The organism is Photobacterium sagamiensis (genome assembly GCF_050337085.1).
Classification (GTDB): Bacteria; Pseudomonadota; Gammaproteobacteria; order Enterobacterales; family Vibrionaceae; genus Photobacterium; species Photobacterium sagamiensis.
This window is the reverse complement of sequence record NZ_JAKJSP010000033.1, coordinates 53114-75010: the sequence shown is the minus strand read 5'-3', so window position 1 is coordinate 75010 and position 21897 is coordinate 53114. Positions and strand designations below refer to the sequence as shown.

The window sequence follows — 21897 nt, the reverse complement described above, 5'->3', positions numbered from 1 at the left end:
CGTTTAGTTGAAGCAGTGTCCTCACAATTTAACGGCTGAGAGTCGTTGAATTGTGTCTGGAATAACACATACATTACATTTGGTAACAAAAATGACATTTTCTGATTGACCCAGATTCATTCGATGATTATTCTGGCGCACACATGTACGCTGAAATGCAAAAAGGTTTAAGAATGTCGACTAACAGACCACCGATTATTTGGCTGAATGCCTTTATTTTTACTGTTACGTTAGCCATTGCAGTGATTGCCACACCGCTTTATGCCTATTTTGTAGGCTTTGACTGGGCACAGGTGGTCATGCTGGTGCTCGCGTTTAGTTATTGCGGTATGTCTATTACGGCGGGATACCATCGTTTATGGTCGCACAAGGCATATGAAGCGAACGCTGTATTGCGTTTTATCTTTGCCATCGGCGGTGCTTTTGCATTGCAAAACAGCGTACTGCATTGGTCTTCCGACCACCGGGTTCATCACCGCCACGTTGATAATAATGAGAAAGATCCTTATTCAGCGAAGATGGGATTCTTTTATAGCCATATTGGCTGGATGCTCAGAGAGTACCATGCGAGCCGCTACACGGATTACTCAAATTGCCGTGATTTGCAGAAAGACAAAATAGTGATGTGGCAACACAAATATTATGCAGCTTTAGCGATTGTCACAAACTTCGGAATCCCATTACTGTTTGGTCTGATCCATGGCGATGTGTGGGGAGCATTATTGTTAGTCGGTGTCGTACGCTTGGTGTTAAGTCACCATACAACGTTCTTTATTAACTCGTTGGCTCATTTCTGGGGATCTCAGCCATATACGGATAAACATACGGCGCGTGACAATGGTTTTCTTGCGTTTTTGACTTTCGGAGAGGGATACCACAACTATCACCATATCTTTGAAAATGATTACCGTAATGGTATTCGCTGGTGGCAGTTTGATCCGACAAAGTGGTTGATTAAGTCATGTTTCTGGCTTGGTTTGACTAAAAATTTACGGGTATGTCCGGAAGAGCGTATCGAGAAAGCCAGAGCGACAATGACGCTTAAACGCTTGCAGACAAAGCTATCCAGTACATCGCATAGCAATGTGTGTCAGGAAAGGCTGCAAGAGGAATACGAAGCGCTGATGATGAAAATTTCAGATTATTACACCGCTAAGAAGCGAATGATTGAGCTGAAGAAAGCGCGTCTGGTCAAGCACTATGAAAATTTCGAATTTGTGCAGCAATACAGCGAAATGAAAAGACACCTAAAAGAGCAGCGTAAAGCCTGGAAGATGATCACAGCACAATACGCTTAATTTTGATGGCCTGTAATACCGTCGCTTATTCTGCTAAGGGCCATTTTTGTGGGGGGGGTAAACTCTTGCCCTGGCTCATCAAAGTCAAGCGCGATGATACTTTATACCAATCGGGATAATTGTCCCGATTGGTATTATATCTACAATGGCATTCAAGTTAATGCGTGTAATAACCTAGATTGTGAGCAGTTCGGGCTAGATCCTTAAAGGGATCTGCAAGATAAATTTATCAATAACAATAGTTATCACAGCAAAACGATGAAGGTGGTTTGGATATATAGCGGCTTTAATGGAAGACTCAGAACCGTCCAACGTAAGCTTTACCGATTAAATTTTCCTCCTTGCTTTGTAGGTATTTATTGATCTGAGCTAGCATCTCAGACTTGCTGTCTTTAAGTAACCCTTTTATCGGTAATAGATTGGAAGCATGAGTACCGTCGACATACAAGTTTTGCAGTTCAATATGCTCCAGTAACATCTTCATTTCTTCCAGTACTTCATAAGGGTCGAGCAGCTTAAAGTCACCCTTGATAGTTTGTCTGAACAGAACCGTACCTTCCATCGGCACAGTCGTTAATGTTCCCAATAGGTGAGGTTTCATCTGGTTGATTAGCTCGGCAGTTTTCATAGCGTGAATTTGAGAACGTTCTCCGCTACCTCCCAGACCAACCATCACCATCACAGCGAGCGTCATTCCAGACTTAACGATATTACTGCCGGCTTCAAGCATCTCTTTGGCCGTAACCCCTTTACGCACAGCACGTAACACTTCATCAGCACCAGATTCAACACCTAAGTAGGTCATGGTTAATCCTGCTTTCTTTAGCAGCTTTAATTCATCCAGTGTTTTATTTAGCGTGCTCTGAGGGCCAGCGTATGTACTCACATGCTGAAGTTCTGGAAAAGCGGCATAGAGCTCAGATAAAATTTCTAGCAACACGCTTGTCGGAAGCGAAATTGCATCACCATCGCTTAAGAATACTTTACTGACCTTCGATCCAAAGGTTCGTCGCGCCATTTGTATATCTTCTTTAAGCTCTTCCATTGGACGAACCCGATAGCGCACATCTTTGTACATTGAACAATAGGTACACTTGTTGTAAGAACAACCAATCGTGCATTGCAATATGTACGCATCGGCTTCTGGTGGTGGTCGGTAAATGTCACCTTCGTACCTCATGAATCACCTCATTTGAGATATAGCAATTAAGCGGAAAATCCTTCCAAATCTCAGGTCATTGGAACACTGTAAATAATGCAGCCGCGCTATTTTGCGTCGGCTGCCTTTATTTGTGATAGGGCTGTGTTTATTTTGTAAGCTCCGCTGCAGTATCAATAAATATCCCCTGTAGATCTTGAGCTTCTCGTTCGGTCTGGCCACCATGCTTCAAGAATGCAGAGATAATTGTCTGCGTTTTTTCCTCTTTGGCTCGCTCAAGGAAGTAGCGCAATTCGAGCTCTGTACCGGCATCTTCATCTTTAATCGAAGTTGCGACGATTTCTTTGTACATCACAATATCGCGAACTTCCCAGTTACCAGCGATCGATAGGATCTGGTCAAGGAATGCGTCCATTTCAGCTTTAGGGACGAACTGAGTGATAATGTTTAAAGCTTCAGCTTGTTGTGGCGTAAAATCAGCGCCAGTTAACAATGCTTGCAGGGCCTTGTTTTTCCCCAGGCGACGGGCAAATTGAACCGCGCCCTGGCCACCAGTCGGAATGTTGATAAACAGTTCAGGCTGAGCAAATGCCGATTTTTCGGTGCCATACGCCAAGTCACAAGCCATAACGAATTCATTACCACCACCACGGGCAACACCATCGACGACAGCAATTGAAAGCTGCTTCATGGCTTTGATGTTATTGATCATATGACTGAATTCGATACATGCTGCTTGCCCTCCTTGCGTACCATTAATGATATTCAGATCCAGGTGAGCGAGGAAAAATTGTTCATGAAGCGACTTGAAGACAACAACTTTGGTGTCGCGATCATCCTCTAATGACAGAACGAATTCGTTAATTTCGTTAATCAAATCAATAGTTAAAATATTAACGGGTGGGTTATTCATAACAACATTCGCAATGCCGTTGTTGTTTGTGATAGTCAGTTTTCTCATTTCTATATCCTCTTCATCTTTCATCTTTCATCGGTAATAGCTTTAATCAGGGCTGGCGTGCGGCCATTTGCACTTAACCCCTGCGCGGAGCAAAGGCTTTCATGCCTACATGTGTCAATGCATGAATGACAGCGTGAAAAACGTGCATTTTGGGGTTAGGTTGCTTGCCCTTTGCAATTCTCAACATTTGTGATTCCCACCAAGACAACATGGAAATAATGTTCAAATAATTCCAGCGACTTCGGCGCATATCATTTTGGTATATCTCATTGCTCCCTTGCATAATTTCAATTGGTAAGTTTGGCTTTAAAATCAGCGGTCTACCAATGCCGACCATATCAATGTTGTCGTTAAGCGCCGCTTCCATGTGTTGCTTTGACTGGAACCCTCCTGTAATTATGAGTGGAATGGTCAATTCCTTGCGTGCACCCTTTGCGAACTCTAAGAAGTAGCCACCAGACGGTTGACCATCTCCCGTCATTGATTGCGATTCGTAGGTTCCACCGGAAATCTCGATAGCGTCAATGCCTTCTTGTTCAAGCATTTTCATTACCCCAATGGCGTCTGTTTCACTATAGCCACCTTTCTCAAAATCTGATGAGTTAAGCTTAATGATGATCGGAAAACTACCTCCGACAGCCGCTCGAACTTGCCTATAGACACTGATCAAAAACAACTCTCCATTTTTCCATTTATCTGTGCGCTTATTGTGTCGAGGGGATAAGAACTGATTGATTAAATACCCATGGGCACCATGCAATTCAATACCGTCAAATCCCGCTTGTTTGCATAGTTTCGCGGTAGTAGCAAACTGCTGTATAACGCGTTTGATGTCCTTTTCAGTCATTTCTCGCGGTGGATTAAAACCACTTGCTAATGGCCCCTCAATCGCGATTGCAGATGGTCCCATTGGCTTAGAATCTAAAAATTTAGGTACCTGTTTACCCGGATGATTTATTTGCGCAAAGAAAGCAGCCCCATTAGTTTTCGCGCTATTTACCCAGGCTGTAAAAGGCTCTAAGTCCGATTTCTCATCCAGGATAATATTCATTGGTTCACCGAGGGCATCTCTATCTACCATGATGTTCCCTGATAGAAGTAACCCCGTTCCACCTTGCGCCCACGTTCTGTATAGGCGTGAAAGCAGTGAAGCTTTTGGGTTGCCGTGCTTGTCAGCCATTTGCTCGGACATTGCAGGTTTGAAAATACGATTTTTTATCTTGAGTTGATTAATCGTTAAAGGGGTAGAGATCATTTCGTCACCTATATTAGACCGGTCGTCTATTATTTTGTTAAAAAATATTGGGCCGAAGCCCAATGTGGCACAATGGATAATTCATCCTGCTCTTGTAATAACTAGCATGAAGGGTTCGCCATTAACCGGGTGAAGTTCCTCATTTCTTGTTTTACTTGTTCTTTGTCCGAAGAAACTTGAAACTTTAAAACTGTACCTTCCCAGTGCGCCCAAAACATTGAAGCTAATTGCTTTGCGTCAATATCCTTTCGAAACTCACCCTGCTTTTGGCCTTTTTCAATACATTCTGTGAAGACCGCAAGCCAACGCGTGTATATGTCGTTTAGCTTGGCTCGAAGTAGTTCCAGGTCACTGTTCGCTTCAATGAACAGGTTTCCGAGAACACAACCACGAACTTTTTCATGCTGAAACATTTCGTCTATTTCTGATTCATAGCTAGAGAGGATAACCTCACTAATGCATGCATCATCTTTGGCTAGAGCATTACAAAAACGCTCAAAGCGTTGAGTGAAATACTGCTCTGCCACTTCTACTGCGAAAGCTTCTTTACTCTTAAAGTAATGATAAAATGAACCTTTGGGTATTCCCACTTCATCAAGGATCATTTTGATACCTACAGCACTGTAACCATGGCGAGAAAATAACATTTCACCTGCATCACAGATCATTGCTTGGCTAAGTTGTTTACGATTCGACATAACAAGACCATGTAGACCATTTGCTATAGCCTACCAATGAATAGACCGGTCGTCTAGTAATTTTTGATCTTCCATTCCACGGACTTACTTATTCACTGAAAACGCACGGCGCTGGGTTTCTCTGATTTGCCCGTCGCTCTTCGTAAAGAAACCGGTTACCAGTTGAATGTATTCTCAGTCATGAGAAACGAGGCTTGCCGATTAACTAAGTTCTATCAACACCATCCTCATAATCTAAACTTCCTTTTGAACGTAAGACAATAAATTAAAAGGAAGCGTATTATGGCTCTGTTAAAAAGGCGATGGCTAATTTGTCTGTTCACATTTTTATTTGTTTCCCTTTCGGTCAATGCAAAGCCCGATACTATTGACGGCAGCAGTTACCCTGGCGGGCGTATCCCTCAGGAGATCAAAAATAATAAGTATCCACGTACCTTCTATCCCAATACAGAAAAAATTGGCAAGGCTGAAATGCGTATAACTGCATTAGGTACAGGCATGCCGAACCAGTCACCCAGTAATGTCGCGGCGTCGTTTTTAGTTGAACTCGGTAATGGTGATTCTTTCCTGTTTGATTTGGGAACGGGTGCCACTGATCGCTTAGCTGGGCTTGAGGTTGACTACGCAAAATTGGACAAAGTATTCGTCTCTCACCTACATACTGATCATATCGGCGATCTTGCCGGACTTTGGGTTGGTGGTTGGCTAAATGGGCGATATAAACCCCTGCAGGTGTATGGCCCCTCTGGTTCGACCCCCGAATTAGGCGTTAAGATACATGTTGATCATATCCGCGAGGCGTGGGCTTGGGACGTAACATCCCGAGCAGGCACCTTGCCAAATGCTGGTGGCGAAATTGTTGCGCATGAATTTGATTACTCCAAAACCGCGGTCATTTACGATGAGAACGGCGTAAAAGTGACATCGTTTCCCGCGATCCATATCCGCGATGGTTCAGTTAGTTTTCGTCTCGATTGGAACGGGCTGAGTTTTGTCTTCGGTGGCGACAGCGTGCCTAACAAATGGTTTGATAAGGAAGCCAAAGGCGCCGATGTCGTGGTGCATGAGGCCTTTTTCACTCCCGAGCAGTGGGTAGATATCTCCGGCTTTCCTTATAAGCAAGCCTATTGGGTGACTTCAGTCATTCATACTCCCCCTGAAGGTTTTGGAAAGCTGATGTCCTCAGTGAAACCGCGGATGGCGGTGGCTTATCACTACTGGAACCATCGTGATATCGAAATGGCAATTTACGAAGGAATTCGCAAGACCTACGATGGCCCATTGACAATGGCTGATGATTTGACAGTGATCAACTTAACTAAAGATCATGTTGAGGTCAGAGAAGTGACTTTTAATCATGAGGCATGGCCGCAAGGTACCAGTGAAGCGTGGGATACCGCCCCCCGTGGGAACCCGGCGACCGGACTTATGTCTGAATGGCTGAAAAACGGAACCTTGAAGGGCTTCAATCCGCCGCCCACTCAACCAATCGATTAATGCGATTAAATAAAACGGTTCCGGCAAGTTAGATGCTCTATGGGGTCTTGTCGCAAACAGCTGTGATTGGATGTGAGTGATCAATCAGCATAATGGGTGATCTCGTTTCAATGTTCAAAGCGAGGTTATCCATAGCTATTGATTTTTCAGGTAAATATTATTCATCAACAGTCATGATGATGTATTAAGCCAAACAGGAACAATTAAGACTAGATCCGTGAACTTACAAATTGTTCAATCTGACTTGTTTAACAAAGCCGTCAAGGGAGTGATGACATTCTGGGTTGTTAATTTGTTATAAAGAACCTGAGTGTGAGCACAGAGATAGGATAGGGTGATAATAATCGGTTAGAGTAGCGCTACTGATAACGGCCATTAGCTATACTAAATAGCAAGCTAGACATTACTGATAGGTGGCCAAGTTATGATTCATCTGCGTGCAATCAGTACCATTATATTATCTTGCTCTATTTTCTATTTTGCATATAGTATTGGGCAATTCACCGTTGTGATCAAAGACGCAAATAATAACATTCCAACATTAATATCTAAGATTGAATCTGTTGAAAAGGATTTGAATATTAACGAATGGTTATTAGTGAGTCAAAAAATGATAGATGAACTTCCTGCGATTATTCAGGTGGTATCAAATGCAACAAATTCAATTGATGATATAAATAAATCTATCCCAGATGTTCTCGAAGAGAGTAGGGTTCTAAGGAAAGAAACTATCAATCCACTTATTTCTAACGTTGAGCGGGCACTCACTGATACGATACCGGGTATTAGAAAAGATTTGCATTTATACAGTAGTAAAGTGATACCTGACGTTTTAAATGAAAGTAAAGTATTACGAAAAACTGTTGCTTACCCGACCCTGACTGAGGTTTCTAAAATTAGAGAGATGACGCCTGAAACATTAGATAGAATTGAGGGTATTGTAGTGAATGCTCAAAGTACAGCAGAAAATATATCTAAAGGTGCTGTTACTGGAACAGTCAAAGGAGTGGTTTCAACGCCATTTAAATTGATTGGAGATGCCGGGGAGAAAATACTGCCCAAGAAATGATATGTGCGACTATATTTTTGATAAAATCCTGCCGTTGTCGTAGTGGTAACTTAAATACCATTCTAAAGGCTTCGATAGTGCTATCAGGATCTTTAACCGTAGATCTCATGCCATCGTGTATGCGATTTTCATTTTGCTAAGCTGTCATCGGGCAACCAGATATCAATTTTCCCATCTTTAACCGTATATTTTATTGTTCCCATGATATAGCTGCGGATTGAAAAAATCAGTGCAACGGTTAATCGCCCACTATGTGATGTATTCTGTTCTATACTCTTGATTACCCAAGGGGATCTTTCCCTCTGCTAGCATAAAAGTAAACTCAGGCTTGTAGTCAAAATCGGTTGCCGAATGGTTGCGGCAATAGGTGCATCGATTGCAACATGATCACTGTTATTTTTTGCTTGGGCCAATTGGTTGCTTTGAGGTGAAAATGGATAACCGCATAGTGCTGAGAAAGATTATTTTATGGATGATTATGTTTTTCCCGTGGTACGTTTACGGTGACGCCTTAATCCGCAGTCAGGCAATGAAAGCCTCGACCATTGCTGAATTCTATATTGAAGAGAAGGGCGTTCGGGTTGAACTTGAGATAGGGTTAACGGCTCTTTCGGCCTTTCGCAATTTACTTCCGGATCCGATATATCAGCACTTAGATTTTGGCCAGACACCGTTTGCAGAACGATTCCCCCTGCTATCTTCTGAAGATCTGGTTCTTTACGATAATCAAAAACCACTCACTGCTATCTTGGTTGCTATCAACCCGGCCAAACGCATTATTCGTGATGGCATTACCGGAGCGCCATTACCCATACCGGAAGATGAGCTTGAAGATGTGGTGAAAGCCACGCTCTTTTATCCATTTGAGAAGCAACCTGAGGCGCTGGTATTTCAGGCACCGCATAAGTACGGTGTAGTCGATATTGGCTTTGTTGCTTATCACAAGGGTATTGCCGTTAATGACTTTCGTTATTTAAGCAGTGGTTATACGCTGACGTTGGACTGGCAAGACCCCTGGTACAGTACATTTAATACCCGTAACCTGCGTCGTCAGTATTTTGCGCCTATGAGTGGTTTTATCTATGTAGAACCGCTTGAGGTCCGTAAAGAAATTATTGTGAGACCTAAAGACTTACAGCGCTGGCTGGATTTGGGGCTTGACGGTAAATCAACGATTCCGGTGGCTATACAAGGTGAGCTTAAATTAAAAGTAGCTGATTTTTTATCCCGGCATCATCCCGTCACGATTAACGGCAAATCCGTAACAGGGCTGCTGGACAGTGTAAATTTTCTAGAACGAACATTGACCAGTTCCCGTGTTATAGACCCTCCGGCGGAATTGGATATTGATGGTGCGATACTCGGTGCCATTTTTGTCTATCCCCGGGCTGAATTACCGGATGAAGTGGTGATGGACTGGGATCTCTGGGATGATCGAATTAAATCGGTACCGGCGTCTGCGGTCGATGAAGCTGGGGCGTTACCGACCTATTTACAGCCAGACTGGCAAAAGTTGGTTTGGACAAATTACCTGAAAAATCCAACAATACCCACCTTAAAAGTCATCGCTTCTCCACCGGCAGACTGGCAGCAATGGCTTTATGGATCGCGCTGGCTGCTGTATATAATTTGCCTGATGATGTTGCTCATCATTATAAAGGCCGCTCAACAACCTCAGCGTCGAAAGCCGGTTATGTTGGTGGCGCTGTTTGTTGCAGTGGCTGCCGGAGCAGCTTCTTTATTAGGTAAAGCCAGCCTGCCCGGCGAGCAGCGGGGTGAGCAAATAGTCGATGGTTTGCTTCACAATATCTATCGTGCATTTGATTATCGGGAAGAAGATGCCATTTACGATACCTTATCGCGATCAGTAACCGGTGACTTGCTAACAAATATTTATCTGGAAACCCGTCGTGGCCTGGAACTGGTTAATCAGGGGGGAGCAAGAGCCAAAGTTAAATCCGTGGAAGTGCAATCTGTCGCTTTATCAGAAGCGACGCAAAGTGATGGATTTCAGGCTGACGTTAGCTGGATCGTAAGGGGCTCTGTGGGTCACTGGGGCCATGTTCATCAACGCAACAACCAGTATCAGGCAAAGTTGATGATTGAACCGGTATCAGAGCAATGGAAATTGACATCAATGACGGTGATACACGAAGAACGTTTGTAGGAGTGGCCATGCTACGGGTTAGAGAGCTCAGTTTTGCTTATTCTCAAACTCAGTTTCAGCTCAACATTGCTAAGCTGGATATTGCCGCCGGTGAAACATTGGCACTGATTGGTCCCAGCGGCTCAGGGAAAACCACGCTGTTGAATTTGTTTGCAGGAATACTGAAACCTGACAGTGGCACCATCTCTATAGGCGAGCAACGTATATCAGCGATGCATTCAGCTCAGGCCAGACGTTATCGCTTACAACATATTGGTATGGTTTTTCAGGGCTTTGAGCTGTTGTCTTACCTATCGGTACTCGACAATATTTTACTAACGGCACGGTTACTGGAAAGTTTCACTATTAATGATGAACTCAAGCTTCGCGCCGATAAACTGGCGATGTCACTGGGTATTGCGGATAAGCTCCATCGTCCCGTTAATGCGCTCTCACAGGGTGAACGACAGCGAGTGGCGATTTGCCGGGCCCTGTTGCTACAGCCCCCAATTCTTCTTGCCGATGAACCTACAGGTAACCTTGACCCGCGTAATAAACACCTTGCCTTAGAGAAGATCATTGCTGAAACAAAAGCCAATCACAGTGCATTACTGACAGTCACCCATGATCACTCGCTATTAGGCCAATTTGACCGGGTCGTGGATCTTAATGACTTTATCTGTGCAGAGGAGCCATAAGTGATGGGAACGCTCTATCTCGCTTATCAGTACCTGCGCTACCACCGAGTGAAAACAGCACTGTTAGTCACGGCGATCACCCTGGTCTTTTGGTTACCGGTGACGATTCAGTTATTAATTGATCGCACGGCCGAGCAGTTAATGGCGCGTGCCGATCAAACTCCCCTGGTTATTGGCCGTCATGGCAGCCCGTTGGAATTGGTACTCAACACCTTATACTTTCGCTCTGATACACCGGCACCCATGGTTTATGCTGACGTAGAAAACTTGCAGTCTATGGGGCTGGCCGATGCTATCCCGCTTTATGTGCGTTTTCACTCACAGCAATTTCCCATTGTGGGAACAATCTTGTCCTATTTTAATTATCGCCAGCACCAATTAGCGAGTGGCCGCTCTATCGCTTTATTGGGTGAGACAGTTATTGGTGCGCAAGTCGCTGAAACCCTGGGTATTGGTGTGGGTGACTCGGTAATATCGTCACCCGAGAGTGTGTTTGACATTGCCGGCATTTATCCACTGAAAATGCCTGTTGTCGGTGTATTAAAGCGTAGCTTTGGCCCTGATGATAAAGCCATTTTCACCGACATTAAAACCACGTGGGTGATAGAGGGCTTAGGTCATGGTCATCAGGATCTTAACCAGAGTTCAGCGGTGCGACAAATTCTTAAAAAAGAGGGCGATACCCTCATTGCTAATGCCTCGGTGCAAACCTGGAATGAAATTACCCCGGACAACATTGATAGCTTTCACTTTCACGGTGATCTGCGCCAGCTACCAGTCAGCAGCGTGATACCGGTCCCCCATAGTGATAAGGCGGCGGTATTGCTGCAAGGGCGATTTGCTGCTCCTAAGTTGGATAATCAGATTGTTCGCTCTCAGATAGTCATGCAAGAGTTACTCGATACCGTTTTTACCGTACGTAATTATGTGGTTATTGCCGTCACGGTAATAGGCGGCGCAACATTGCTGGTTGCGGCACTGGTATTTATGCTGTCGATGCGCCTGCGCCGTAATGAAGTGGAAAGCCTGACTCGTATCGGGGCCAGCCGCGGCCAATTGACGGTACTGTTAGCCGCAGAAATAGTCGTTGTGATTGTTGCCAGTGCGCTATTGGCTGCAGTTTTAGTCGTTTGCAGTCAGCAGTTTGGTGTTGTTTTGCTGCAACAATGGTTGATTGCGTAAAAAGGATGATACCGATGCATATCAAATTCCGACTGTTACCGTTAATTGGTCTGATGCTCACGCTAAGCGCTTGTGAGCCATATGGTACTGGCAGTGAAACAGAGTCTTCGTTGTCGTCACAGACCAAGCCGTTGATCATGGTGAGTAATAACCCCCTCTATTACTTTGCTACGGAGCTGGCAGGTAACGATATTGATGTGCAGTTCCCCATTGATACCGCCGGTGATCCAGCGACTTGGCGACCAACTGCGCAACACATAGCAGAATTTCAACGAGCTGATCTTATTGTGCTGAACGGTGCCGGTTATGAGAGTTGGTTAACCATGGTCTCTTTACCCACCTCCAGGCTACTGAGCACCAGCGAGGGTTTTCAGCATGAGTGGATCCCTATTGAGGAGGGCGTTACTCATAGCCATGGCCTTGAGGGTGAACACAATCATCGCGGCTTTGCGATAACCACCTGGATGGATATGCTCCAGGCCTCACAGCAGGTAAACAAGTTGGGTGAAGAATTAATGGGTCGTTGGCCAGAGCAGGCTGCCGATTTCGAACTTCGTTTGGCCGCACTACAGCAACAACTATTAACATTGGATAAGCGTTTTCAGCAGCAGTTAGCCCGCCTGGGAGGTGAGTCGGTTATCTTTTCACACCCGGTATATCAGTATTTTCAACGTCGCTATCAAGTGAATGGTCGATCTTTGCACTGGGAGCCAGAACAGGCCCCAACGGATACTCAGTGGCAGGAGCTGCAACAGATGTTGGCCGAGCAGCCGGTACGGATCATGATTTGGGAAGGAGAGCCAATACCTGAAACCCTGCGACGATTACGTGATCTGGGGGTATACAGTGTTGTCGTCAGCCCGGCGGCTAATACTGTTGCGGAGGGGGACTGGTTGGCGATACAACTAATTAATATTGAGAATCTGGCTGAACTGCTCGATAGCTTGCTGGAAACCGCTAAGTTGCAAAGTAATTGAAGTGTTCTGTTATTGATATTACACCGCCTTAGCCCATTAATAGTTAGTGGCAGAGCATATGAGGGCCTGTCAGCGTTATCGTAATAGGCATAAAGGCCCCCTTGATGGGCGAAGGCCTTGTTTCAATTGAGCATAACCGGCTATTTTTCTAGCTTTTCATACATAGCCGGGCGCCAGTCCTGTTTTTCCTGACCGTACTCTTTCATGCGTAACAAACAGCTTAAAAACTGTAGGCCGCTCCGAGCAATATGCCATGCTCATAGCCATCATAGGCATAGCGGTCGCTTGATGAGTCATTATCAAAGTCGATATCAAGCCTCTTGTACTTGGCAACGGCCTGCCAGCCGTTATCCCATGCGTAACCTCCGCCCAGATCAAACCGCCATGTCAGATCAGAACCAACACCGAAGCCACCAATATCAAAGCGTGTTAGGTAAAACCAGTTGGTATCTGCAATGTTGTTGATTAGTCGGACACCGAAAAAGGGATCAGTCCAATCATCGCCAAAACTGGCTGATATTGATTGCGACGTTGGTACAGGTTGGGGAGTTTGGATTGTTTGATCAATGTCCAGCTCATGATTGATATAGCGAAGACCGGCTAAAAATTCTGTCGTGAAATCGGTATGTTGTAGACGGTAGGTACCATAAATTTCAAGCTCTTCGACATCGAATGTAATTTTATCAATAGTGATCGGACCGATAGTTTGATTTGGTCTATTTTTCAATGAGATGAACGCATAATCAAGCTCTACGCCCCAGGTACCGTTACCGTAACGGAAAAAAACAGCACCTAGACCGTCTTGGTTATCCATAATGTTACCGAAATCCAGCGATACCGGAAGAGTAGATGAGCCACCATCAGGCGTATTAACTGTTGAGTCTGCTTCTATATTTTGAGTGATAAGGTATAGACCTGCCGATAACGTCCAACCGTCTCCTTTTGACTCAAAAGTAGGATTGGAAAATACGACAGGTGCCATCAGGCTAGCTGCGACTGATATCATTAATTTGAATATTCTTCTCATATCTCCATCCTGTATTGACTGAAAAAAGAATGCCAGTTGCTGCTGTGTGGTGATACGACGCTGGCGCTGATTATTACTATAGTTTCAATTTTGGCAGTTGGCATATTTCATCTTCAACAGAACTTTATCGTCTATTATTTAATCTTATATTGAAGACAATATACGGTTGTGTTTGTCCATGTCTGACGAATAAATTGCGCAGCCTATTCGCTTCCACTAATAAAACCTAGTAACTGACCTGACGGTTATTAACGTAACCGATGACGATATCGTGGTCTGTGAAGCGGTGGTTTCGGAATTGGCCTTACCGACCTGCACTACAGAGGGTTATCTTAAAGCGTATCGCACAAAGGTAGATGAAAATTCGAAGCTCTCGGAATACATTGCCAATGGGCGGTGGAAGGGTTTCGTACCGCCACCATTGCCGAAGCTGTGAGTACTCATTAGAGGGAATAGAACCAAATTAAGTGGTTACGCTATCGCTGGGATATTGCCCCGATAGCGTAACGTATTGATTGCAAGTATTTCATTCTTAGTGCTTTTGTTCTGGGTTAGATCCAATCATAGAGGAGTATTCCCAGGCTAATGCGATTCACATCGTGATCGTAATCGATCAGGCTTTCGCCATAACCATTGTAATACTGTAAATAGATTTTTACCGTGTCATAGAGAGGGAAAGCCCAGCTGAGTTCTACGGCTCCCTTGTTATCGCTGGCTAAATTATTACGCAGTAATATGCTGTAGAGGTGCCCCTCGTTTTTGTAGATCAATCGGAAATTACCATAACCCATATACTTATGAATATCCGGGTTATCGTCATCGTCGGCATCCTCGGGAATGCGATACCAGGGTTGGAGCCACAGCAGGAAATTACCTTTTTCGAGTTGAAAATTGGCATAGATGCGATTCCAGCTACGAGAAAGTAGCTCTGCCCGACCATTGGACTGGTGACGGAATCCAATATCTGTCTCCAACAAGGTAAATCCCAGGATATTGATATTTGAATAATAGCTGGCAAAGATCTCTGGACTGTAGTTGGTCTCGCGAAAGGGGGCGGACGCGTCAGCGTTGTACAGCTGCCACCAGGCGGTTTGCGTATAACCAAACCAGAGATCCCAGTTGTCTTTGTACAGGTCGTCCCAAAATTTGATTTTGGCGCTGATTTGGAATTTGACCTCCATTTCGTCAATTTCGCTACCAGGTTTTATCTGCTGCCAAATATCTTCGTTGGGTTTGCTATTATAGGCGGCTGGCAGTATATAACTAGGCTCATGAGGTGATAATCGGAACAGCTTCTGCTCGTCAAAGAAATTAATAATCCCGGAGTAACTTGCAGTGTCAATGTCAAATTCTACCGGCGCCTCTGTGGTTGATGTTTCGGTACTGTCGTGGTGAGGCGACGGAGCTTGATCTGTATTCATCGAGTTGTCGTAGCAGGTTAGTCGCTCATCAGCATCGTCGATTTTCCAACAATCAGCCAGGGCGAAGCTGTTGGCCGAATATATGATCATCAAGCTTATTATTAGTTGTTTTAACATGATTTTCCTCTGCTAAACATCCTTGTTTACTTAACATTAGTTCTAAGTTTTTGTCGCATCAACTTTTTCAGGCAAACCATACTGGCATAACTTTTTGATAAGCAAAGCTGGCAACCCGTCTGCTTGAAACGCCACAGAGTTACCCTTCCTTTCAATTATGCGAAAAACGCATAGATGGTATTCCTTTTCGCGTAGTTTTAATCGATTTTATTAGCGTCTAAGATCTATGGCGAGGCTCTTTGGCTTGATTGTGACTACCAGATACTGCTGTCTTTTTTCAGGTTTGATGGATACATATGAAACACCTTGAGAACTATTTGGAGCTCAAGAGGTTCAATCATTCAATCATTTAGTCCTTTGCAAAAAATCACTTAAACCCATTATCGCACTGTTCGGTACGGTACTGCTGCGAAGGTGGCAGTGTCATATTGGATAGGGATTAAGAATACGACGACTCAGTTCGGCGTTATGGCGACATTGTTTTTCGGTGTAGAACTCACCTTTTTAGCTTCGTGGATGTAGCTGAGATGGCGGGTAAATTGATTCGATTATTATCTTCAGTAACGTAAGTGGCATGTTTATGATTAGTAGTAAGTGGTTTAATTTGCTGGATTTTCTTCAGCAGCAAACCCATAAATTCGCGTCAGATGCGCAACTAACTGATTTGCTCAATAGCAAATTTACATTCTTAAAAAATCAGTTCAGTAACGTTAATCATGGCAATGACCCACGTTATATCGATTGGATCGAACACGAGGCCTTTACCTCAGTACTTAGCGATGTCATGCGCGAGCAATCCTTCAGTGAAGCAGAATTAGGCAAAGCATTTGATCTGCTGATATCGGCCAAGCTTTTTCAGCTGGTACTAAGCATGGTGACAAACCACCAGCAGTTGTTGGCAGACGATGAGTTTGAGATCAAACGAGGCATTGCGCTGCAACACCTCGGTGAGTACCAGCAAGCTGAGCAGGCTTTTTCCGCCGCTAACAGCCTCAACCCGGATAATCACATGGTGCTGTTTCACCAAGGGTATATCCAGGTTTGCAACGGCAATATTGAAAAAGCGACCGGATATTTTAAGGCATGTATAGAAAAGGCACCTGACTTTGTCGGCGGCTATCAGAATCTGGCCGGTTGTTACTACCAGGATGAAGAGTTTGAGCAAGCGGCGCAGTGTTGTGAACAGGCCCATCGCATCGACTCTACCATTGTCTCCAGTTATATCACTGCAGTCAGCAGTTACCTGTCGCTGGGGCTGTTAGAAAATGCCGGTGACTGGTTGCTACGCGCCCGAGAACACCAGATCGAGAATATTGAATTACATCGTTTGGGCGGGATCTGGGCACATCAAAGCGGTAAACATCAGCAGGCGATTTCAGAGCTAACGCACTACCTCGAGGCAAAGCCGGAAGATCTGGATGTGTTGGCGATCCGCGCTCAGGCACTGGCTGCAGACAATCAATGGCAGCCACTGCTTGCCGATCTGAGCAGGTTATTGGAGCTGGATCCGTATGACCGCTGGAATCTTGAGCAGCTGTTCCTCGCCTCCTATCACACCCGACAGTGGGCCCAGGCTGAACAGGCTATGTCCGAGCTGAGCAAAATATCAGCCCACTACAGGGTCACCTATCGCAGTCAGATCGATGATATTCGCAAACAGCAGGCCATCCTGATGACGACTGCAGACTAATAATACAGAGATTATTGACACTATCAGAGGTAAAAAATGGTCGATAAGAAACATACCGAAGAAAAGGCATCCAACCCTTCACGGCGTAATTTCCTAAAAATGGGGGGCGCAGCAGCTGCAACGGCGACGGTCGGTGCGGCAGCAGGCGCGGGTTTTGTGCTCGGGCGTGATCCGGATGCCAACATCGGTTGGGGCAGAACCGAAGCCGGTAAGGACATGTTCTTTAACCGCGAACCATTCCGCGTCGACATAGCGCCAAGCCTAAAGGCAGTCGGAAAAATTGAGCGTCCGGAATGGGGTGATTTCCTGTTCAACCGGGTAATCAGCATGGGCGGCTCTATTCATAAAGATGGCTGGGTACCGACGGCAGACTGGGGCGATATCCCGGATCCCCGGGTGCGTGAGTATTACTCCAGGCATCCCGAACGCTGGAAAGAGATGTTGCAGTCGTTCCGCGAGAAAGTGAACCACGATGAGAATATGGAGCAGCACCGTGACCGTTTTGCACTGGCCTATGCGTATTCTAAAGCCTTTTTCACCGGCATGAATGCGAACTTTCCACCATTGCCGATCGCGCATCCTGACCAAGATGATTTTAAATGGGTGAAGCGAGAGCCGATGGAGTTCCAGTCACCGGCACACGCGTCGAAGCTGGTTAAGCAGATGGCGTTCAAATTTGGCATGAGCCTTGTGGGTGTCACTAAGCTGGATCCGAGCTTTGTCTTTAAGAATATGATGCGTGGTATGCCAGAGTGGGGCGAAGAGATACCCAAACACTGGAAGAATGTGATCATTTTCGGGGTGCCAATGAATTGGGATCCTCTATATGCCGCAGTTGGCTATTCCACCTCTTACGATGCCTATTACCGCGCCAAGCAGGCTAGCGGCCTGATGGCGGCTTTCCTGGGTGAGTTGGGCTATGCTGCCCGTCCTCAATATCCACCAGGTGACTATGAAATGATGGTGGTGCCACTAGCCGTTCAGGCTGGCTTGGGTGAGGTGACCCGCAATGGTATTTTGATGACGCCGGAAGTCGGGCCAAATATCCGTCTTGCAGCCGTGATCACCAACCTGGATCTTGAGCCGGATAAACCCGTTGATCTGCACATGACACACTTCTGTGAAACCTGCAAAATCTGTGCAGATGCCTGCCCGAGCGGTTCGATCAGCAAGGCTGACAAACCGGATGCTGTGGTACGCGGCTTCAAAAAATATGCCTTCAGTCAAGATGGCTGCTGGCGATTCTGGAACCAGGGACCGACGGAAGATGCGATGGGTTGTCGTGTGTGTATCGCCGTTTGCCCTTATACCCGCAAGAACAACTGGATCCACACATTGGTTAAAGAGGCCGATCCGCGCGATCCAACCGGGCTAACCCGTAATGCACTGCTGGGAATGCAGCACAACTTCTTCTATTACCCTGAAGCCGAGGCTTATCATGGTTCATGGACCGGAGGAAACTTCGCCAGCTATCACTTGCCACCAGAGTGGATGCGCAGTGAAAACTATCTGAAGGTTGAAAAAACCTGGGACTATGACGGCAACTGGGAGGGCTTCTAATGTTTCCGCAATCAACTGTATTAGATCCGTTATTCTGGATGTTGCTAGGTGCCGTTCAGGTGATGGTCTTTGCTGGTGCAAATCAGTGGGCAAAAGAGTATCAACTGGGCATGAACTGGTGGAAGTGGGCGCTTGCCGGGGGCTGGTGGTTTAGCTTTGTCTTGACCATTGCCGGGGCTTTCACTTTATTAGGCGAAAACGAAGGAAATGCCGGTTGGTACTTCCTTGGTTTTGCCGGAACGCTGCTGGTGATCGGCGGCGCAGTATTGCTCAAAGTATTACTGATGTTAAAGCCTAAGTAACAGCAGACTGCATAGTTACATCTGATAAGCTAATTACTGACATTAAAGCCTTGAAGAGTCCGTTCTTCAAGGCTTGTGAGGTCATATGAAAAAGAAACAACGTAAACAGTCAAACAAGCTGGTCGATAAAATCGCCAGCGTGGCGTCAGTCCTGTTACTGATCCTGGCCTGGTATATGGGCGGATTACGTATTGCTGGCAACCAAAACGATTTTCTTAATAACCTGTTGGTCGACGGCGACACATTGCAGGCCATCAGTTCGACCTTGTATCAAGGCAATGCAGCGCAAGAGCCGGATCCGGCAGAATGGATCAGCGTCGGTACCGGCATAGGCTATGGCGGCGAGATGGAGGTGGCGCTGACGGTGTCACCGCAAGGGGAGATCAAACGTATTGCCGTCTTGTCTTCGAAAGATACCTCCTCCTATCTGGAAAAAGTGATGCAGGGTAAGTTGCTGGACGACATGCTGGGGAGGAATATTAAAACCTCTCTCTATGTTGATGGCATCAGCGGGGCCACCTTATCTTCAAACGGCCTTCTACAGGCAGCCAACAGTGCTGCAGATTCGGTGCGTAAGCAACTATTTGGGTATACATTAAGCGAACAAGCCGATTCTATAACGTATTTCCGCTGGCTGGATTTTGCGGCACTGGTGATGTTCGCCGCAGCAGTTTGGGTGAGCAAAACCCGCCACCCGAGAAAGAACACGTTTAACTGGGTAATCTTGCTGACATCCATGGGACTGTTTGGTTTTTATTCTGCTTCGCCGTTTTCTTCATCGACAATGGGGATTTTTGTTTCAGGAACCTGGATATCGGGGTTGGGTAACTATACCGCATTGATTTTGTTACTGTTGAGTGCCGGCTATATTCTGGCATTTAATAAAAATGTTTATTGCCAGAGCCTGTGTCCGTTTGGCGCAACCCAGGAATGTCTGGCCAAGATTGGTAACGCTAAAGCGGTGACGTTCAAGCATTCATTTTTTGTTTGGTTCCCGAGAGTTATCTTACTTGCCATCTTGTGTTTCGGGGTCTATTTTCGCAACCCGGCATCGTTCTCTTATGAGCCTTTCGGCATCATGTTCGGCATGATCGGTACTTTATATCTTTTTGTACTGACAGTGCTGGTGTTGCTCACTTCTTTGATGGTGCGACGACCGTGGTGCAAATCACTGTGTCCGATGAACGCGATGACCGATTTTTTGAAATTCAACAAAACCTGGGCAAAGCAGACGATGAATGGTCGAAAAAAGCCACGGGGTAAGCGAGCGGTAAATGCCGCGGAGGTTGTAACGAAATCTGGCGCTGTGATATGGCGTGAAGGTGCGGAAAACCGGAGCAAAGCATCATGAGAAAAAAGATAATGGGGGTGTTTTATACCCTGGCATCGGTGCTGATTTTGATTCATATTGGTACACGGCTTAACATTATGAATAGCCTTCAGTCCAGTACCAAACCGCTGTATATAATATCTCAGACATCGGAACCGACTGCAGCAGAGCAGCAACCAATCGATTACTCAAAGTGGGGCCATAAGTATGATGATAAACAGCAATAGATAAACAGTGCCAGGCTGGTCCGCAATAGCGTAAACAATAGGGCAATGATGCTATAACTGGCTTCATTGCCTTTTGAGTACCGGTGAGTAAAACAGAGATTTGTGGTGTGAACTTGAACCGGTAGAGAACGCTCGTATCAAGGATAATTATTGGTGGCGAATGTCTACCAGAGAAGTTTTGAACTAGGGTGAGTTATGGATCAGTTAAGTGCAATGCGAGCTTTTATTCGGGTCGTGCAAACAGGCAGTTTTTCAGCGACCGGTAGGGAATTTAATACCACCCAGACTACGATCAGTAAAAAAGTGGCGGCGCTTGAACAAAAGCTGGGTGTTAAGCTGCTAACCCGGAGCAGCCGGGATCATGCGTTGACCAATGTTGGTTCCGAATACTACGAAAAATGCGTGGCGATTATCGGTGAGCTGGATGAAGCTGAGGCAAAAGCACGTTCAGAAGTGGCGACACCACAAGGCGTTATTCGAATCGCTGCCCCGGTCGCTTTTGGTCGCTTGGTTATAGCGCCTGTCATCGCTGAATTTTTTTCCCTCTACCCTGAAATCAGAGTGGATTTAATCTTAAGTGATAGGTGTGTAGACCTTATCAGCGAAGGTGTGGATGTTGCAATCCGAGCCAGTAATCTGGAAGACTCGTCTTTGGTCGCCCGGCACTTGTTTGATAACCCCATGCTTTTGGTGGCTTCACCCGAGTACTTGGCACAGTATGGCGAGCCCAAAGAGCCAAAGGAGCTAAAACGACATAACTGCCTGATTTATTCGAGGTTAAAATCGGTCGATGTCTGGCATTTTAGCCTCGGTGACAATCATTTTTCCGTGCCTGTAAACGGTAACTTTCAAAGCGATAACGGTGATGTAATTCTGGAAGTGGCTCTTTCCGGAATGGGATTTAGCAGGCTACCGATTTGGATGGTAGATGAACACCTGAAATCGGGGCGGTTGATACAGGTTTTGTCAGACTATACGGGGCAATCGCACCCTTTTAATGCTATCTATCCGCAAAACCGTTATGTTCCGCTTAAAGTGCGTTGTTTTGTCAATTTCTTAAAACAGAAGCTGTCTGAAAATTCAATTTATAAATAGACATATACCCAAGCACCTTAAAGTCACTTGGGTATAAACATAGCTGCTTGAAATGTTGGATGAAAAATTAAGCTACTGGCTTGAAGTAGCTCAGCCTTTGTGATCTTTGTTCACGAAAATGCCGAATTAGAGTAGAATACCTATAATGCTGATAAGGAATATTGCATGAACTAGTTGGTCTCTTTACA

Annotated in this window: 19 protein-coding genes; 13 read left to right on the top strand and 6 right to left on the bottom strand. The window is 45.5% G+C overall.

All coding sequences use genetic code 11. The features are described from left to right. The first annotated feature begins 173 nt into the window (after nucleotides 1-173). On the top strand, nucleotides 174-1298 hold the full coding sequence (locus L4D76_RS16665; protein ID WP_428442027.1) for an acyl-CoA desaturase: 1125 nt from the start codon (nucleotides 174-176) through the stop codon (nucleotides 1296-1298). 298 nt (nucleotides 1299-1596) lie between these two features. Here L4D76_RS16665 and L4D76_RS16660 read toward each other — a convergent pair whose 3' ends face one another. From L4D76_RS16660 to L4D76_RS16645, 4 genes are all read right to left on the bottom strand, one after another. Next, nucleotides 1597-2478: a radical SAM protein gene (locus L4D76_RS16660; RefSeq protein ID WP_428442026.1), complete on the bottom strand. Its 882-nt coding sequence runs from the start codon at nucleotides 2476-2478 to the stop codon at nucleotides 1597-1599. 127 nt (nucleotides 2479-2605) lie between these two features. Then, the gene (locus L4D76_RS16655) at nucleotides 2606-3418 is read right to left on the bottom strand and encodes an enoyl-CoA hydratase/isomerase family protein (RefSeq protein ID WP_428442025.1); all 813 of its coding nucleotides are present in this window, start codon (nucleotides 3416-3418) and stop codon (nucleotides 2606-2608) included. 73 nt (nucleotides 3419-3491) lie between these two features. Beyond that, nucleotides 3492-4673 carry an NADH:flavin oxidoreductase/NADH oxidase family protein gene (locus L4D76_RS16650; protein ID WP_428442024.1) on the bottom strand — a complete coding sequence of 394 codons (1182 nt, stop codon included), beginning with the start codon at nucleotides 4671-4673 and terminating at the stop codon, nucleotides 3492-3494. A 101-nt stretch (nucleotides 4674-4774) separates the two neighbouring features. After that, on the bottom strand, nucleotides 4775-5371 hold the full coding sequence (locus L4D76_RS16645) for a TetR/AcrR family transcriptional regulator (RefSeq protein WP_428442023.1): 597 nt from the start codon (nucleotides 5369-5371) through the stop codon (nucleotides 4775-4777). A 282-nt stretch (nucleotides 5372-5653) separates the two neighbouring features. On the opposite strand from L4D76_RS16645, the gene gntH reads away from it, so the two are divergent. The 6 genes from gntH (at nucleotide 5654) to L4D76_RS16615 (ending at nucleotide 12940) form a co-directional block, all read left to right on the top strand. Then, a complete protein-coding gene (gene gntH, locus L4D76_RS16640) occupies nucleotides 5654-6868 on the top strand; it encodes a guanitoxin biosynthesis MBL fold metallo-hydrolase GntH (protein ID WP_428442022.1) in 1215 nt (404 codons plus the stop codon). Nucleotides 6869-7292: 424 nt separating this feature from the next. After that, nucleotides 7293-7937: a hypothetical protein gene (locus tag L4D76_RS16635; protein ID WP_428442021.1), complete on the top strand. Its 645-nt coding sequence runs from the start codon at nucleotides 7293-7295 to the stop codon at nucleotides 7935-7937. A gap of 433 nt (nucleotides 7938-8370) precedes the next feature. Continuing rightward, on the top strand, nucleotides 8371-10104 hold the full coding sequence (locus L4D76_RS16630) for a hypothetical protein (RefSeq protein ID WP_428442020.1): 1734 nt from the start codon (nucleotides 8371-8373) through the stop codon (nucleotides 10102-10104). Nucleotides 10105-10112: 8 nt separating this feature from the next. Beyond that, nucleotides 10113-10781, top strand: coding sequence for an ABC transporter ATP-binding protein (locus L4D76_RS16625; RefSeq protein ID WP_428442019.1), 669 nt, complete (start codon nucleotides 10113-10115; stop codon nucleotides 10779-10781). Next, nucleotides 10782-11963, top strand: a complete 1182-nt coding sequence (locus L4D76_RS16620; protein ID WP_428442018.1) for an ABC transporter permease family protein — start codon at nucleotides 10782-10784, stop codon at nucleotides 11961-11963. 14 nt (nucleotides 11964-11977) lie between these two features. Then, complete coding sequence (locus L4D76_RS16615; RefSeq protein WP_428442017.1) at nucleotides 11978-12940, top strand: metal ABC transporter substrate-binding protein; 963 nt, start codon at nucleotides 11978-11980, stop codon at nucleotides 12938-12940. A gap of 220 nt (nucleotides 12941-13160) precedes the next feature. Here L4D76_RS16615 and L4D76_RS16610 read toward each other — a convergent pair whose 3' ends face one another. Both L4D76_RS16610 and L4D76_RS16605 read right to left on the bottom strand, forming a co-directional pair. Further along, entirely contained in the window at nucleotides 13161-13967 is an 807-nt protein-coding gene (locus L4D76_RS16610; RefSeq protein WP_428442016.1) for a hypothetical protein, read from the bottom strand. A 551-nt stretch (nucleotides 13968-14518) separates the two neighbouring features. After that, nucleotides 14519-15505 (bottom strand): phospholipase A, encoded by a 987-nt coding sequence (locus L4D76_RS16605; protein ID WP_428442015.1) that lies wholly within the window; start codon nucleotides 15503-15505, stop codon nucleotides 14519-14521. A gap of 580 nt (nucleotides 15506-16085) precedes the next feature. On the opposite strand from L4D76_RS16605, the gene L4D76_RS16600 reads away from it, so the two are divergent. The 6 genes from L4D76_RS16600 to L4D76_RS16575 all read left to right on the top strand — a co-directional run bounded on the left by L4D76_RS16600 (nucleotide 16086) and on the right by L4D76_RS16575 (nucleotide 21709). After that, nucleotides 16086-17195, top strand: coding sequence for a tetratricopeptide repeat protein (locus tag L4D76_RS16600; protein ID WP_428442014.1), 1110 nt, complete (start codon nucleotides 16086-16088; stop codon nucleotides 17193-17195). A 36-nt stretch (nucleotides 17196-17231) separates the two neighbouring features. Next, nucleotides 17232-18755 carry a 4Fe-4S dicluster domain-containing protein gene (locus tag L4D76_RS16595; RefSeq protein WP_428442013.1) on the top strand — a complete coding sequence of 508 codons (1524 nt, stop codon included), beginning with the start codon at nucleotides 17232-17234 and terminating at the stop codon, nucleotides 18753-18755. Further along, entirely contained in the window at nucleotides 18755-19057 is a 303-nt protein-coding gene (locus tag L4D76_RS16590) for a hypothetical protein (RefSeq protein WP_428442012.1), read from the top strand. The genes L4D76_RS16595 and L4D76_RS16590 overlap by 1 nt, the downstream gene beginning before the upstream one ends. An 85-nt stretch (nucleotides 19058-19142) precedes the next feature. Beyond that, on the top strand, nucleotides 19143-20408 hold the full coding sequence (locus L4D76_RS16585; RefSeq protein ID WP_428442011.1) for an FMN-binding protein: 1266 nt from the start codon (nucleotides 19143-19145) through the stop codon (nucleotides 20406-20408). Continuing rightward, nucleotides 20405-20614 (top strand): hypothetical protein, encoded by a 210-nt coding sequence (locus L4D76_RS16580; RefSeq protein WP_428442010.1) that lies wholly within the window; start codon nucleotides 20405-20407, stop codon nucleotides 20612-20614. The genes L4D76_RS16585 and L4D76_RS16580 overlap by 4 nt, the downstream gene beginning before the upstream one ends. Before the next feature lie 195 nt (nucleotides 20615-20809). Beyond that, nucleotides 20810-21709 carry a LysR family transcriptional regulator gene (locus L4D76_RS16575; RefSeq protein WP_428442009.1) on the top strand — a complete coding sequence of 300 codons (900 nt, stop codon included), beginning with the start codon at nucleotides 20810-20812 and terminating at the stop codon, nucleotides 21707-21709. Nucleotides 21710-21897 lie beyond the last annotated feature (188 nt).